We start from the raw sequence: 14,029 nt of genomic DNA on the forward strand, positions 1-14,029 counted from the left end.
TGTTTTCGCTGACCAGGCGCTATTTCAGCGCCTGCTCGGCCAGTAGCCCGAGGGCGATGACGATCATCGCCGCGCCGGAGATGCGCCCCACCACCTTCGCGGCCTGTGGGCGCGTGCGCAGTACCGACTGCGATCCGAATCCCACCAGCAGATACACCAGGCCGCAGCTGATCAAATGCACGACGCCCAACGCCAGCATCTGCATCGGCACCGACCATTCGGCCCGGGCGTCGGTAAACTGCGGCAGCAGCGCCAAAAACAGCAGAAACACCTTGGGGTTCAGGCCGCTGACGCACACGCCCTTGCCGGCCCAGCGCAGCCAGGAATCGGAACGCTGATCTTCACCGGCGCCGGGCACCGGCGGGTGCAGCAGCATGTTGCAACCGATCCACAAGAGGTAAGCCGCTCCCAGCAAGGTAAGCGCCGTCAGCGCCAGCGGGTTGCCGATCAGCAGCGCGCCGACGCCCGCCACCACGATCGCAATCATCAACAAATGGCCAAACAGCAAACCGGCGACGGCGGGCACCACCACCCGGCCGCGAATGCCCGCCGAGATCACATAGGCCCAATCCATACCCGGCGTGATCACCAATAAAATCGATACCGCCCAAAAAGCGGCGAACAGAGCGAGCGTCATACCGCCGCCCTCTCAAACGCGCTGCGCCACACCGAACAGAGAACCATTGCGCTTTCCTCGTGGAAGGAGAACGGCCCCGCCTGCCGCGGCGGCCGTCAAAACCGTTCAACAGATGGCAAGAATATCCTCAAGGGATTAAAATGTGCTTTCAATTACTTGCCTGAAATCGGCATAAGCGGGGAAATTCTTCTAAATGGATAAGATTGATCGCAAGATTCTTGCTGAACTGCAGGCCGACGGCCGTTTGTCGGTGACCGAGCTGGCCGAGCGGATCGGGTTGAGCGTATCCCCCTGCCACCGCCGGGTGCGGGCGTTAGAGGAATCCGGGGTGATCAGAGGTTACCGCGCCCAGCTCGATCCCGGCAGCCTGGGCTATAACTTTTCCGCCCTGGTGTTCGTCACCATGCGCGAAGGCGATCGCCGCGCCGTTGAAACTTTCGAAAACGCCATGATGGACATTCCCCAGGTGGTGCAGGCGCAGCGGCTGTTCGGCGATCCGGACTATCTGCTGCACGTGATCGCCCGCGATCTGCCCGCCTTTCAACAGCTTTACGACGAGAAACTCTCCGCTTTGCCGGGCGTGCAGCGCCTGAGCTCCACGCTGGTGATGAAGACCGTGGTGCCGGAGCGCTCGTTCCTGCCGCTGGGAAAATGACGACGGGAGCGTTGCCGCTCCCGTTTTGACTTCTTTAAGGCACAATCACGAAATCCGGATTGGCTACGGCGAACAGCGCCTCGCGATCCGCCGCCGGTGGATAAATCCACTGCGTATTGATCTCCTGCTTAATCTTTTTGCCTTCCTGACGGGTAAAACGCACCTGGCGATCCCAGCCTTCGGTATACAGCGCGCCCCAGGGCCCCAGATCCAGACAGGTCACATACTTCGGCTGGCTGTACGGGTGCGTCGGCAATCCCGCCAGCTCCGCCGCCGCATTGTGGCCGGCCACGCGGCCAAGGCTCATCGCATGCTGGCAGGTCATCAGGTTGTGGTTGCCGAGATCGTCGGTCGCCGCCTTCACCGTATCCCCGGTCACGAAAATGCCCGCCGCCGCCGGCGCGCGCAGGAAGGCGTCGCCGATCACCCGGCCGCTGCCGTCGCGCTCGCCGGGGATCTGCTCGGTCAGCGGATGCGCCCGCACGCCCGCCGCCAGGATCACCGTGTTGGCGGCGATGCGCTCACCGTTCGACAGCATCACCCCCTCGGCGTCGATGGCCGAGACGCGCAGACCGGCCCGCGCTTCCACGCCGCACTCCGCCAGCGCCTGGCGTATCACCGCCCCCGGCTCCGCCCCCATCCCGGCGCCCACTTCCGGCGCGGTATCGACGATCACCACGCGCACGTTCTCGTCTTTGCCCAGCGCATCCCGCAGCCGCTGCGGCATCTCCGCCGCGCTCTCCAGCCCGGTCAGCCCCGCGCCCACCACCACGGCGGTGTTGCGCGCCGGCGTCGACGGTTTGGCCGCCAGCGCTTTAATATGGGCATCCAAACGCTGCGCGCTTTCCAGCGTATCGACGTTGAAACCGTATTCGGCAAAGCCCGGCACCGCAGGCACGGAGAGCCGACTGCCGGTGGCCCACACCAAGCGGTCGTAGACCAGCTCAAGGGATCCCCCCGTCGCCTGCGCCACCGTGAGCGTTTTGGCGGCGGCGTCGATGCGTTCTACCGTCCCGGCCAGGTGGCGCACGCCGACGGCGGCGAGCTGCGCGGAAATGTCCGGGTTCATGTTTTCCAGCACCGCTTCATACAGGCGCGGCCGGATGGTGACCGTTGGCGTCGGCGAAACCATGAGCACCTCGATATCGTCATGCTTACCGGCGATGTTAATGGCGCGCATGGCGGACACGGCGGCCCAAAAACCGGCAAAACCGGAACCGGCAATCACTATTTTCTGCGTCATGGGATGACTCCTTCATACAGGGTTAACCGGGCGATAAGGCTGCCCGCAAGTTTTCGGATGAACGATGCCGTTCCGCTCCCGTAACAGGGTGCAGAAGGCCCGCCCGCCCCTTCCGAAGAGGCGGGAAAAAGTGTGTTTCGCTTTAAGGAAAGGCGGTGGTTAGGTCTTGGCGCGCGCCGTTTTGCCGCTGCGCGCGGTGCGTTCCGTCATGCGTTCGTCGAGCCAGAGGGTGACCTCACCGAAGAAGCCCTGCGGCGCCTTGCGGCCAAAGCGGGCCGCGACGGCGCCGAGGGTCTGCGCCGCCAGCGCGTCGCGCATCGCTTTCTCCGCCTGCAGCATCACCGCGTGGATGGCACATTTGCCGGAAACCGCCCAATCCGGCGGGGAATCGTCGAACACCGCACAGCGCCCGCGCACCTCCTGGCAATCGAACAGCGGCTTGTGCCCTTCAATGGCGTCGATGATCTCCAGGAAGCTGATCTCGTCCGCCGGGCGCGCCAGACGATAACCGCCGCGCACCCCTTCACTGGCGGCGACGATCCCTGCCTTTTCCAGCTTGGGGAAAATCTTGGCCAGAAAGCTGGGGGAGATGCCTTGCAGCTCGGCGAGTTCGCGGCTGCTGAGCGCGCGCTGGTTATCGCCGACCAGCCACAGCAGGCAGTGGATGCCATATTCAACGCTGGTTGTGATGTACGCCATGTGTCCGTTTTCGACCGTCAATGAATCTTCAATAACGCAGACTATATGAGTCTGCGTTTCTCTTGTCAATAAAACACGGACAAAGTTGATCCGTGTTTTATTCGGAATGCATGCCGCCAGCGACGAAAAAACGCCCTTCAAAATGAAAAATAAAACTTTTTTGCCCGATCCGCGCCCGGCTAACGTTTCCTTGTCGCCTGCGGCTGACTATGATGTGATGGGTGCCGCCGCCGCGGTTTGTGAGCCGCCGCACTTTCGCGCGGATTGCGCCGCGGGAATAAAGAACTCTTGTCTGCTGCTGACGTCTTAGAAATGATTATTTAAGGGAAACGCCTGACTATGACCAACCGGTTGACCAAAACCGCGTTAGCGGTGCTGCTGCTCGGCACGCTGAACGCCACCGCCCTGGCGCCAGCACAGGCGGAAAGCCAGGATCAGTTGCCGGATATGGGCACCTCCGCCGGCGGCACCCTGAGCATCGGACAAGAGCTGGCGATGGGCGATTTCTACGTGCGCCAACTGCGCGCCAGCGCCCCGCTGATCAACGATCCGCTGCTGAGCCAGTACATCAACCAGTTGGGCAACCGGCTGGTGGCCAGCGCCTATTCGGTGCGCACGCCGTTCCATTTCTATCTGGTGCGCAACGACGAGATCAACGCCTTCGCCTTCTTCGGCGGCAACGTGGTGCTGCACTCCGCGCTGCTGCGCGTCAGCGACAACGAAAGCCAGCTGGCTTCGGTGCTGGCACACGAAATCTCGCACGTCACCCAGCGCCACCTGGCGCGCGCAATGGAAGATCAGCAGCGCAACGCCCCGCTGACCTGGGTGGGCGCGCTCGGCTCCATCCTGCTGGCGATGGCCAACCCGACTATGGGCATGGCGGCGCTGAGCGGCACCCTGGCCGGCACCCAGCAGGGCATGATCAGCTTTACCCAGTCGAACGAACAGGAAGCCGACCGCATCGGCATTCAAGTGCTGCAGCGTGCCGGATTCGATCCGGAAGCGATGCCCGACTTCCTGCAGAAGCTCTCGGATCAGTCGCGCTACGCCTCCAAACCGCCGGAAATGCTGCTGACGCACCCGCTGCCGGACAGCCGCCTTTCCGACGCGCGCAACCGCGCCAACCAGATGCCGAAACACATCGTGCAGTCTTCGCAGGATTACCTGATGGCCAAGGTGCGCGCACTGGGCATGTACAGTTCGGAGGGCTATGGCCTGAACGAAGAGCTGCTCGGCTCGCTCAGCAAGGGCAATGTGCGCGAACAGGCGGCCGCCAAATACGGCCGCGCCATCCTGTTCTATGAAGCGAAAAAATACGACGACGCGCGCAACATCATTCAGCCGATGCTGGCGCAGGATGCGAAAAACGTCTGGCTGATCGACCTGATGACCGACATCGATCTCGGCCAGAAACGCGCGCCGCAGGCCATCGCCCGGCTGCAGGCGGCCAACGCCGCCCAGAGCAACAACCCGGTGCTGCAGCTCAACCTGGCCAACGCCTATGTCGAAGGCAACCAGCCGGCGCAGGCCTCGAAGATCCTGAACCGCTACACCTTTGCCCATCCGGACGATCCGAACGGCTGGGATCTGCTGGCGCAGGCCAGCGCCGCCCAAGGGCTGCGCGATGAAGAACTGTCGGCCCGCGCCGAAAGCCTGGCGCTGACCGGCCGGCTCGATCAGGCCATCGGCCTGCTCAGCAATGCCAGCTCGCTGCAGAAACTCGGCAGCCTGAAACAGGCGCGCTACGATGCGCGCATCGACCAGCTGCGCCAACTGCAACAGCGCTTCCGCCAATACCAGCGCAGCTGATGCAACAAGGAATGAACGCCATGAAAAACGTCACGATTTACCATAACCCGCGCTGCTCCAAGAGCCGTGAAACCCTGGCGCTGCTGGAACAGCACGGCGTCGATCCCAAGGTGGTGCTGTACCTTGAAACGCCCCCGTCGGCCGATGAGCTGAAAAAGCTGTTGAAGGAACTGGGCTTCACATCGGCGCGCGATCTGATGCGCAAGAAAGAAGACCTGTACAAGGAATTGAAGCTGGCGGACGACAGCCTGAGCGAAGAACAGCTGCTGGCGGCGATGACGGCGAACCCGAAACTGATCGAACGCCCGATCGTGGTGAAAGGCAGCAAGGCGCGCATCGGCCGGCCGCCGGAGCAGGTGCTGGAGATTTTGTAAACGGTCAACCCGCCTCTTATTGAGCCGTAACATACCAATAGCCCTGAACAGGGCTATTTTTAATTGTTTGTTATATAAATACTTTTCATCATCCTCAACTTATCCTGTTGCTATGCTGCACAAATGCCGAGCCTCACGGCAAGACAGGCGTTGACAACCGTCAACACCCCCACTACCCTAATCGCATCACTGGACGAGCGATGAAAAAACACCCAGACAAGCATATCCAGGCGGCATTAGCTTACGCCCTTTCTCAGGGATGGCATTTTCGCCCCAGCAAAGGGCACGCATTTGGACGACTGCATTGCGCCTTTGCCGGACATCAAGAACATATGATGAGCATCTGGAGCACGCCGAAAAATCCAGAGGTACATGCCAAACAGATTCGGCGCAAAGTCGATCACTGCCTGGCGCTGTCGCAGAAAAAATAACCGGAGAATCACCATGACGCTCTTTCATTTCTCATTGACGCTAGATGGAGTGACCGCGGATACCACCGGGTTGGAGGATGCGCTGCATGCAGCGGGATGCGATGACGCGCTGATCTGTTTCTACGGTAAAACCGTCTACCTGGAGTTCGATCGAGAAAGCGATAACTTTGCGCACGCGATTTGCAGCGCCATCAGTGATATTGAGTCTGCAAATATTGGCGCCAAGGTGATATCGGTAGACTCCAGCCTGGTGGGATTAAGCGATATTGCCGAGCTCACTGAACTGTCGCGTCAGGCGATCGCGATGCTAAAAGACGGGACTCGCGGCCCCGGCGGCTTCCCTTCCCCCATTCAACGGCTCGGCGGCACCTCACCGTTATGGCGCTGGGCTGACGTGGCGGCCTGGTTGGCGCAACAAGGGAAAATCGACCCACGGCTTGCAGACAATGCGCAGTGTCTGGAACATATCAATCTCGCTTTGCAACTGCGAAGCGATCGGCAACGCCAGCAGGTTGAGCACTACAGCTCCCTGCTGGAACATGCAGAAAAACAGGTTTGATGGCTCGCTACAGCCCCAGGATCTCTTTAACGAACGGGATGGTCAGCTTGCGCTGGGCGGTGATCGAGGCACGATCGAGTTGATCGAGGGTCATAAACAGCGTGCGCATCTCGCGATCCAGCCGTTTCAACAGGAAGCGGCCCACGTCTTCCGGCAGCTCGAAGCCGCGCAGTTTGCCACGCAGCTGCAGCGCCAGCAGTTTCTCTTCGTCCGACAGCGGCTGCAGCTTGTAGATCTGCCCCCAGTCCAGGCGCGAAGCCAGATCCGGCAAACGCAGGTTCAGCTGGCGCGGCGGGCGATCTCCGGTGATGAACAAACGGGTGCGGCCGGTTTCCAGAATGCGGTTGTAGAGGTTGAAGATCGCCATCTCCCACTCTTCGTCGCCGGCGATGCATTCAATATTGTCGATGCAAACCAGCGCCAACTGCTCCATGCCGTCCAACACTTCAGGCACGAAGTAGGCGCGCTTGTCGAGCGGCACATAGCCCACCGCCTCGCCCTTCTGCGAAAGCTCGGCACAGGCCGCATGCAGCAGATGGCTGCGCCCGCCGCCTTCACGCGACCAAAAATAGATATAGCTGCCATGTTCCTGACGGACGGCGGATTGGATCGCGGCTAATAGGGATGGGTTCTCGCCCGGATAAAAACTGGCGAAAGTTTCATCATCGGGAAGATAAAGTGGCAGTGAAAGCTGTGCCGGCGTATTCAGAGAAGCACCTCAACCAAAACTGGCAGAAAAACGTAGGCAGTTTAACACAGAAAACGGGCGCTGTTGAACCGGCAGGATCTTATGCCGCAATAGTGAGCAATGCCTAAGCGCCGCTTGATCGGCTGCGGTGTCCGCCAAGGCAAGAATTGTCCGATATCATTCCCTAACTCCATGCCTGCGCAGGTTAAATTTGTAATTTAAGTAAAATCTGACCTAGTATAGGTAGGCTAAATGCAATCACCATCAACAAGGTTTCTGCAAGGATATAGACGATGAAAGTATGGAATAAAGTGCTGTTGGCCTCCTTTATCGGGTTGTTGGTTGCCGGCTGTGATGACTCGTCCAAGGTTGACGCCAACCTGGATAAAGCCAAAGACAGCGCCGAGCAGATGAAAGACGCCGCCCAGAAAAAAGCGGACGATCTGACGGACAAAGCGAAAGCAACGGCGGATGAAATCAAAAAAGAGGCCGCCACCCAGGCTGACCAGCTGAAAGACAAAGCCTCGGCGATTAAAGATGAAGCTGCCAAACAGGCGGACGCCATCACCAACGACGCCAAGGCCAAGGCCGCCGCGATCAAGGATGACGCAGGCAAACAAAGCCAGCAGCTGGTGGATCAGGCCAAGGTCATCAAAAACGACGCCATCAACGGCGCTAACGATCTGACCGAGCAGGCCAAGGCGAAGACCGAAGCCATCAAGAGCAGCGCCGAAAACAAAGCGCAAGAGTTGAAACAAGAGACCGATGCGGCGGTGAACGGCGATACGCAGCCGGCCACCCAGCAGTAAGCTATTCTCAGCCACAAAAGAAAGGAGCAGTAAATGGGGATTATTTCCTGGATTATCTTCGGCCTGATCGCCGGTATTTTGGCTAAGTGGATCATGCCCGGCAAAGACGGCGGCGGCTTTATCCTGACCATCGTGCTGGGGATCATCGGCGCCGTGGTCGGCGGCTATATCAGCACCTTCTTCGGCTACGGCAAGGTTGACGGCTTCAACTTCGGCAGCTTCGTGGTGGCGGTCATCGGCGCTATCGTGGTGCTGTTCGTGTACCGCAAAATTCGCAGCTAATATGATATTGGGGGGGCTGAGGCTCCCCCTTTTTCACTATTTGACCATGCGTCCGTCATTAAGAATGAACGCAGTTCTCCCGTCCCAAAACTCAGCAATAAAAATATCTTTCGGCTCTATACCGTGTTCACGGATAGTTTGGCTCAACCACTCCTCATCTTTATTAATCTCCTGCAGCTCATAAGGCCTGGCCCTGCCATTTTTCATAATGATAATCGAAAGCAGCTCATTTCCCTCACATACCGCGGTGATCTGACCGCCCGGCTCAATTTGCGCATAGACAATCTCTTGAAAAGCGTGAATCCCCTGCGCATGCAGCTGTGAGGAAACGTTCAAGATATCGATTTTATTTTTCTTGGCTAAAATATTTTCCATTAAAAAGCGGCCGTTTTTTATAATTGGTATCGGGTTGCCGATAGTGACCGAACGAAAGAAGTTGCAGTGTTTACTGATTGCATTCAACAGAGAAATTAGCCCTACACCAATAAGCAGTACAACGACATACTGGTACAAGGGGATGCTATCGCTATAGATAACGCCCCCAATAATGCCCCCGAGCACAAAGTTGCCGATAAAATCCACAGGGGTCATTTGCGATAGCTGGGTCTTTCCGGACAGGTTCAAGTGGGTGATAACAATGACAAAGCCAATAACAAATTTGAGCAAAATATATCCGTAGTACTCCATATCCTTTTCCTTTTAATCGATGTTGTTAATGCTATCAGCTACTTTATCCCAACGGATGTAAAGGCAGAAATACGAGTAAAAAGGGCAGCCCCTGGGCTGCCCTTTTCGTTACTTCTGCTCCGCCGGTTCGTCCGGCGCGTCGAGCACCTCTTCTTCCTTGCGGAACAGGCTGATGACCTTGAACAGCAGGCTCAGGCCGATACCCACGATGGTCGCCAGCGCCATGCCTTTCAGCTCCGCCGCACCGATATGCACCTTGGCGCCGCTCACGCCGATGATCAGGATCACCGAGGTCAAAATCAGGTTTTGCGCTTTGTTGTAATCCACTTTGGACTCGATCAGCACGCGAATGCCCGAGGCGCCGATCACACCGTACAGCAGCAGGGAAACGCCGCCCATCACCGGCACCGGCACCGCCTGGATTGCCGCCGCCAGCTTACCGATGCAGGACAGCAGGATCGCCAACACTGCCGCGCCGCCGATCACCCAGGTACTGTAGACCTTGGTGATGGCCATCACGCCGATGTTCTCACCGTAGGTGGTGTTCGGCGTAGAGCCGAAGAAGCCGGAGAACACCGTCGAGATACCGTTGGCGAACATCGAGCGGTGCAGCCCTGGATCGCGGATCAGATCTTTCTTCACGATGTTGGCGGTCACCACCAGGTGGCCGACGTGCTCGGCGATCACCACCAGCGCCGCCGGCAGAATGGTGAAGATGGCGAACCACTCAAAGCGCGGAGTGTAGAAGGTCGGCAGCGCGAACCAGTGCGCCTCGCGAATCGGAGTCAAATCCACCACGCCCATGAAGAACGACAGCGCATAGCCCACCAGCACGCCGATCAGGATCGGGATAATCGCCAGGAAGCCGCGGAACAGCACCGAGCCGAGCACCGTGACCGCCAGCGTCACCAGCGAAATGGTGATGGTGGTCGAATCGGCGCTGGTGCCTTCCGCCGGCAGCAGCCCCGCCATGTTGGCCGCCACGCCCGCCAACTCCAGCCCGATGACGGCGACGATCGCCCCCATCGCCGCCGGCGGGAACATCACGTCCAGCCAGCCGGTGCCGGCCTTTTTCACAATCAGCGCCACCAGGCAGAACAGCACGCCGCACATGATGAAACCGCCCAACGCCACTTCGTAACCAAGCGGCAACAGCAGCAGCACCGGCGAGATAAACGCGAAGCTGGAACCGAGGTAGGCCGGGATCTTGCCTTTACAGATGAACAGATACAGCAGCGTGCCGATGCCGTTGAACAGCAGCACGGTCGCCGGGTTGATCTTGAACAGGATAGGCACCAGCACGGTGGCGCCGAACATGGCGAACAGGTGCTGGAAGCTGAGCGGAATGGTCTGGAGCAGCGGCGGGCGCTCGCTGACGCCGATGGCGCGACGGGTCATGTGTGCTTTTCCTCGGTTTATTGGTTTTATAGGTTTTAGTCAAAAAAAAGCCGACTCGTTAAGTCGGCTCAAATGTTTACTTGGTACCAAATATCTTGTCGCCCGCATCGCCCAGGCCAGGCACGATGTAGCCCTTGTCGTTCAGGCACTGATCGATGGAGGCGGTGTACAGCTCAACGTCCGGGTGCGCTTTCTCCAGCGCGGCGATGCCTTCCGGCGCCGCCACCAGAACCAGCACCTTGATGCTGTGGCAGCCGGCTTTCTTCAGCAGATCGATAGTGGCGATCATCGAACCGCCGGTGGCCAGCATCGGGTCAACGACCAGCGCCATACGCTCTTCGATGTTGGAAACCAGCTTCTGGAAGTACGGCACCGGCTCCAGGGTTTCTTCGTCGCGGTATACGCCCACCACGCTGATGCGCGCGCTCGGCACGTGCTCCAAAACCCCTTCCATCATGCCCAGGCCTGCGCGCAGGATCGGCACTACGGTAATCTTTTTCCCTTTGATCTGATCCACTTCAACTGGCCCGCACCAGCCTTCGATGGTGACTTTTTCCGTCTCCAGATCGGCGGTCGCTTCATAGGTCAGTAAACTACCCACTTCTGAGGCCAGCTCACGGAAGCGTTTGGTGCTGATGTCATTTTCGCGCATCAGGCCAAGCTTGTGTTTTACCAGCGGGTGTTTCACCTCAACGATCTTCATCATTTTTCTCCTATTAAGGTGGTTGCGGCCAAAAAAATCGCGGGATTATACCTCCTTTTTTTCGCCGCGCCACCCACAATAGCCCGATCGGGATCAACAAAAGTTTGAATATCAGTATAGATGACGAAAAAGCGGAGCCGGTTCACAAGCCGCTCGCAAACGTTTGCCTGCGCTGTTAGAATTGCCGCGCCTTATTCCGGAATCAACATCGGAAGCACAGTTTTCAAACCGCAAACCGTCGTGGGGAATCGCGCAGTGACCGACAAAACCTCTCTCAGCTATAAAGACGCAGGTGTCGATATCGATGCTGGCAACGCATTGGTAGACCGCATCAAAGGTGTAGTTAAACAGACCCGTCGCCCGGAAGTGATGGGCGGTCTGGGCGGGTTTGGCGCCCTGTGTGCGTTGCCGCAGAAATACCGCGAGCCGGTGCTGGTTTCCGGTACCGACGGCGTGGGCACCAAGCTGCGTCTGGCGATGGATCTGAAACGCCACGACACCATCGGCATCGATCTGGTGGCGATGTGCGTCAACGATCTGGTGGTTCAGGGCGCCGAGCCGCTGTTCTTCCTCGACTACTACGCGACCGGCAAGCTGGATGTGGACACCGCGGCCAGCGTGATCACCGGCATCGCCGAAGGCTGCAAACAGTCCGGCTGTGCGCTGGTGGGCGGCGAAACCGCTGAAATGCCGGGCATGTACCACGGCGAAGACTACGACGTGGCCGGTTTCTGCGTCGGCGTGGTCGAAAAATCCGAGATCATCGACGGCAGCAAAGTGCAGTCCGGCGACGCGCTGATCGCCCTGGGCGCTTCCGGCCCGCACTCCAACGGCTACTCGCTGGTGCGCAAGATCCTGGAAGTGAGCAACACCGATCCGACCGCCACCCAGCTGGAAGGCAAACCGCTGGCCGACCACCTGCTGGCGCCGACCAAGATTTACGTGAAGTCCGTGCTGGAGCTGATCGAGAAGGCGGACGTACACGCCATCGCTCACCTCACCGGCGGCGGCTTCTGGGAAAACATTCCACGCGTGCTGCCGGAAGGCATGCAGGCGGTGATCGACGAAGCCAGCTGGCAGTGGCCGGCGGTGTTCACCTGGCTGCAGCAGGCCGGCAACGTCAGCCGCCATGAAATGTACCGCACCTTCAACTGCGGCGTAGGCATGGTCATCGCCCTGCCGGAAGCCGAAGTGGAAGCGGCCATCGCGCTGCTGACCGCGGCAGGTGAAAAAGCGTGGAAAATCGGTAAACTGACCGCCTCTTCCGACGAACAACAAGTGGTCATCAACTGATGAAAAAGATCGTGGTGTTGGTCTCCGGCCAGGGGAGCAATCTCCAGGCGCTGATTGACGCCTGCCAGCAGGGCCGCATCGCCGCCGAGATCGTGGCGGTGTTCAGCAACAAGGCGCAGGCTTACGGCCTGCAGCGCGCCGAGGCGGCGGGCATCGCCACCCAGGCGCTGGATGCCAAGGCCTATGCCGATCGCACGGCGTTCGACGCCGCGTTGGCGGACGCCATCGACCAGCACCAGCCCGATCTGGTGGTGCTGGCCGGCTACATGCGCATCCTCAGCCCGCAGTTCGTACAGCGTTATGCCGGCCGCATGCTGAACATCCACCCTTCCCTGCTGCCTAAATACCCCGGGCTGCATACTCACCGTCAGGCCATCGACAACGGCGACAGCGAACACGGCACCTCGGTGCACTTCGTCACCGAACAGCTCGACGGCGGCCCGGTGATTTTGCAGGCCAAGGTGCCGATTTTCGCTGACGACGAAGAGGATGACGTGGTTGAACGGGTGCAAACCCAGGAACACACGATCTATCCGCTGGTGGTGAGCTGGTTCGTCGACGGCCGCCTGGCGATGCGCGATGGCGCCGCCTGGCTGGACGGCGAACGCCTGCCTGAGCAGGGCCACGCCGCCGACTGATGCGCGCAGCCTGAACCTTGCCTAAACGGCGCCCACGCGGCGCCGTTTTTTTTTCGCCTTCATCCATTCTGTGAAGTTATACTTTGCACAATTTCACGGTACAGAGGAGCCCACATGTCCAGCACTGCCAGCGTCAGGTTACGCCCATTGGAACGGGACGATCTGTCGTTCGTCCACCAGATGGACAACAACGCCAGCGTTATGCGCTATTGGTTTGAAGAACCCTACGAAGCCTTTGTCGAGCTTTCCGATCTCTACGACAAACACATCCACGATCAGAGCGAGCGCCGCTTTATCATCGAGCACGAAGGCGCCAAGGTCGGCCTGGTGGAGCTGGTGGAGATCGATCACATCCACCGCCGCGCAGAGTTCCAGATCATCATCGATCCCGCCCACCAGGGCAAAGGCTATGCCAGCACCGCCGCCCGCCTGGCGATGGACTACGGCTTCTCGGTGTTGAACCTGTACAAGCTGTACCTGATCGTCGACAAAGAGAACCCGAAGGCGATCCACATCTACAGCAAGCTGGGCTTCAACGTGGAAGGCGAGCTGATCGACGAGTTCTTCGTCAACGGCGAATACCGCACCGTGCTGCGCATGTGCATCTTCCAGCCGCAATACCTGGCGAAGTTCAAAACGCCCAATGATAAGCCGCTGGTGAAGTGACGGTCAGCAAGAAAAAGAGAAAACCCGCGCAGGCGGGTTTTTTATTGGGAAATAAGTGGCTAGTATTAAGGCATGCTATTTTATCGTCAGGAAATAGTCTGATGAATGCGGAAATAAATAATATTTCCCGAGATAATTAATCGAACAATAATTCATATTGATAGTAAGAGTTACCCTCTACCTCTACAAAGGAAAATATAATGACGACCATCTCAAACCTGCTGCTTTTTATCGGTCTGGTCATGTTCGCCATAACCGCCGGCCTAAATACCTATAGCGGCTACGCCTCCGCAGATCCCAATAGCGCCCCGCTGTTTTCCCCGCTCTGGTGGACGCGCTGGTTCCCACTCTACGCCTCGGGCGCTGCGTTGCTGTTGATAGGGCTGGTATTGCGGTTTTCGGGGCGGGGACGATAAAAAAACAGAAACGGCTCCGAAGAGCCGTTTCCATACGTGGGT

18 protein-coding genes are annotated in these 14,029 nt (G+C 58.8%); 11 read left to right on the top strand and 7 right to left on the bottom strand.

Translation table 11 applies throughout. From position 1 onward, the window contains the following. Positions 1–19 precede the first annotated feature (19 nt). A complete protein-coding gene (locus ACF8MC_RS11565; protein WP_060388346.1) occupies positions 20–637 on the bottom strand; it encodes a LysE family translocator in 618 nt (205 codons plus the stop codon). Positions 638–830: 193 nt separating this feature from the next. Between ACF8MC_RS11565 and ACF8MC_RS11570 the strand changes: the two genes are divergently transcribed. Beyond that, positions 831–1,292: an Lrp/AsnC family transcriptional regulator gene (locus ACF8MC_RS11570; RefSeq protein WP_033635506.1), complete on the top strand. Its 462-nt coding sequence runs from the start codon at positions 831–833 to the stop codon at positions 1,290–1,292. Positions 1,293–1,326: 34 nt separating this feature from the next. On the opposite strand, the gene ACF8MC_RS11575 is transcribed toward ACF8MC_RS11570, so the two are convergent. Together ACF8MC_RS11575 and ACF8MC_RS11580 are read right to left on the bottom strand one after the other, a co-directional pair. Next, complete coding sequence (locus tag ACF8MC_RS11575; protein WP_060443651.1) at positions 1,327–2,535, bottom strand: NAD(P)/FAD-dependent oxidoreductase; 1,209 nt, start codon at positions 2,533–2,535, stop codon at positions 1,327–1,329. A gap of 159 nt (positions 2,536–2,694) precedes the next feature. Next, entirely contained in the window at positions 2,695–3,234 is a 540-nt protein-coding gene (locus tag ACF8MC_RS11580) for an Rrf2 family transcriptional regulator (protein ID WP_103830247.1), read from the bottom strand. 339 nt (positions 3,235–3,573) lie between these two features. On the opposite strand from ACF8MC_RS11580, the gene ACF8MC_RS11585 reads away from it, so the two are divergent. The 4 genes from ACF8MC_RS11585 (at position 3,574) to ACF8MC_RS11600 (ending at position 6,407) form a co-directional block, all read left to right on the top strand. Continuing rightward, the gene (locus ACF8MC_RS11585) at positions 3,574–5,043 is read left to right on the top strand and encodes a M48 family metallopeptidase (protein ID WP_033635508.1); all 1,470 of its coding nucleotides are present in this window, start codon (positions 3,574–3,576) and stop codon (positions 5,041–5,043) included. Positions 5,044–5,063: 20 nt separating this feature from the next. Then, positions 5,064–5,417, top strand: a complete 354-nt coding sequence (gene arsC, locus ACF8MC_RS11590; RefSeq protein ID WP_033648817.1) for an arsenate reductase (glutaredoxin) — start codon at positions 5,064–5,066, stop codon at positions 5,415–5,417. A 200-nt stretch (positions 5,418–5,617) separates the two neighbouring features. Further along, complete coding sequence (locus ACF8MC_RS11595; protein WP_033644019.1) at positions 5,618–5,848, top strand: hypothetical protein; 231 nt, start codon at positions 5,618–5,620, stop codon at positions 5,846–5,848. 13 nt (positions 5,849–5,861) lie between these two features. Then, the gene (locus tag ACF8MC_RS11600) at positions 5,862–6,407 is read left to right on the top strand and encodes an AlpA family transcriptional regulator (RefSeq protein WP_041036242.1); all 546 of its coding nucleotides are present in this window, start codon (positions 5,862–5,864) and stop codon (positions 6,405–6,407) included. A gap of 7 nt (positions 6,408–6,414) precedes the next feature. Here the strand turns inward: ACF8MC_RS11600 and hda are convergent, their stop codons facing one another. Further along, positions 6,415–7,116 carry a DnaA inactivator Hda gene (hda, locus tag ACF8MC_RS11605; RefSeq protein ID WP_025159568.1) on the bottom strand — a complete coding sequence of 234 codons (702 nt, stop codon included), beginning with the start codon at positions 7,114–7,116 and terminating at the stop codon, positions 6,415–6,417. 272 nt (positions 7,117–7,388) lie between these two features. On the opposite strand from hda, the gene ACF8MC_RS11610 reads away from it, so the two are divergent. Next, positions 7,389–7,904: a hypothetical protein gene (locus ACF8MC_RS11610; protein WP_049233030.1), complete on the top strand. Its 516-nt coding sequence runs from the start codon at positions 7,389–7,391 to the stop codon at positions 7,902–7,904. Between the two features lie 33 nt (positions 7,905–7,937). Beyond that, a complete protein-coding gene (locus ACF8MC_RS11615) occupies positions 7,938–8,186 on the top strand; it encodes a GlsB/YeaQ/YmgE family stress response membrane protein (protein ID WP_033635514.1) in 249 nt (82 codons plus the stop codon). 36 nt (positions 8,187–8,222) lie between these two features. Here the strand turns inward: ACF8MC_RS11615 and ACF8MC_RS11620 are convergent, their stop codons facing one another. The 3 genes from ACF8MC_RS11620 to upp form a co-directional block, all read right to left on the bottom strand. After that, the gene (locus ACF8MC_RS11620) at positions 8,223–8,873 is read right to left on the bottom strand and encodes a DUF421 domain-containing protein (protein WP_164105171.1); all 651 of its coding nucleotides are present in this window, start codon (positions 8,871–8,873) and stop codon (positions 8,223–8,225) included. A gap of 108 nt (positions 8,874–8,981) precedes the next feature. Next, on the bottom strand, positions 8,982–10,271 hold the full coding sequence (gene uraA / locus ACF8MC_RS11625) for a uracil permease (RefSeq protein ID WP_021504398.1): 1,290 nt from the start codon (positions 10,269–10,271) through the stop codon (positions 8,982–8,984). Between the two features lie 76 nt (positions 10,272–10,347). Beyond that, positions 10,348–10,974 carry a uracil phosphoribosyltransferase gene (gene upp / locus ACF8MC_RS11630; protein ID WP_004941642.1) on the bottom strand — a complete coding sequence of 209 codons (627 nt, stop codon included), beginning with the start codon at positions 10,972–10,974 and terminating at the stop codon, positions 10,348–10,350. 255 nt (positions 10,975–11,229) lie between these two features. Here upp and purM point away from each other — a divergent pair, with 255 nt between their 5' ends. The 4 genes from purM (at position 11,230) to ACF8MC_RS11650 (ending at position 13,987) form a co-directional block, all read left to right on the top strand. Next, positions 11,230–12,267, top strand: a complete 1,038-nt coding sequence (gene purM / locus ACF8MC_RS11635; RefSeq protein ID WP_025303843.1) for a phosphoribosylformylglycinamidine cyclo-ligase — start codon at positions 11,230–11,232, stop codon at positions 12,265–12,267. Further along, positions 12,267–12,905, top strand: a complete 639-nt coding sequence (purN, locus tag ACF8MC_RS11640; protein WP_049194849.1) for a phosphoribosylglycinamide formyltransferase — start codon at positions 12,267–12,269, stop codon at positions 12,903–12,905. The genes purM and purN overlap by 1 nt, the downstream gene beginning before the upstream one ends. Before the next feature lie 114 nt (positions 12,906–13,019). Next, positions 13,020–13,571, top strand: coding sequence for a spermidine N1-acetyltransferase (speG, locus tag ACF8MC_RS11645; RefSeq protein ID WP_004941631.1), 552 nt, complete (start codon positions 13,020–13,022; stop codon positions 13,569–13,571). A gap of 200 nt (positions 13,572–13,771) precedes the next feature. Further along, a complete protein-coding gene (locus tag ACF8MC_RS11650) occupies positions 13,772–13,987 on the top strand; it encodes a hypothetical protein (protein ID WP_060419990.1) in 216 nt (71 codons plus the stop codon). Positions 13,988–14,029: the final 42 nt, after the last annotated feature.

Origin of the sequence: Serratia sp. LACPHL-BACT-2024-00286 (genome assembly GCF_043109535.1) — a bacterium.
Taxonomy (GTDB): Bacteria; Pseudomonadota; Gammaproteobacteria; order Enterobacterales; family Enterobacteriaceae; genus Serratia; species Serratia sarumanii.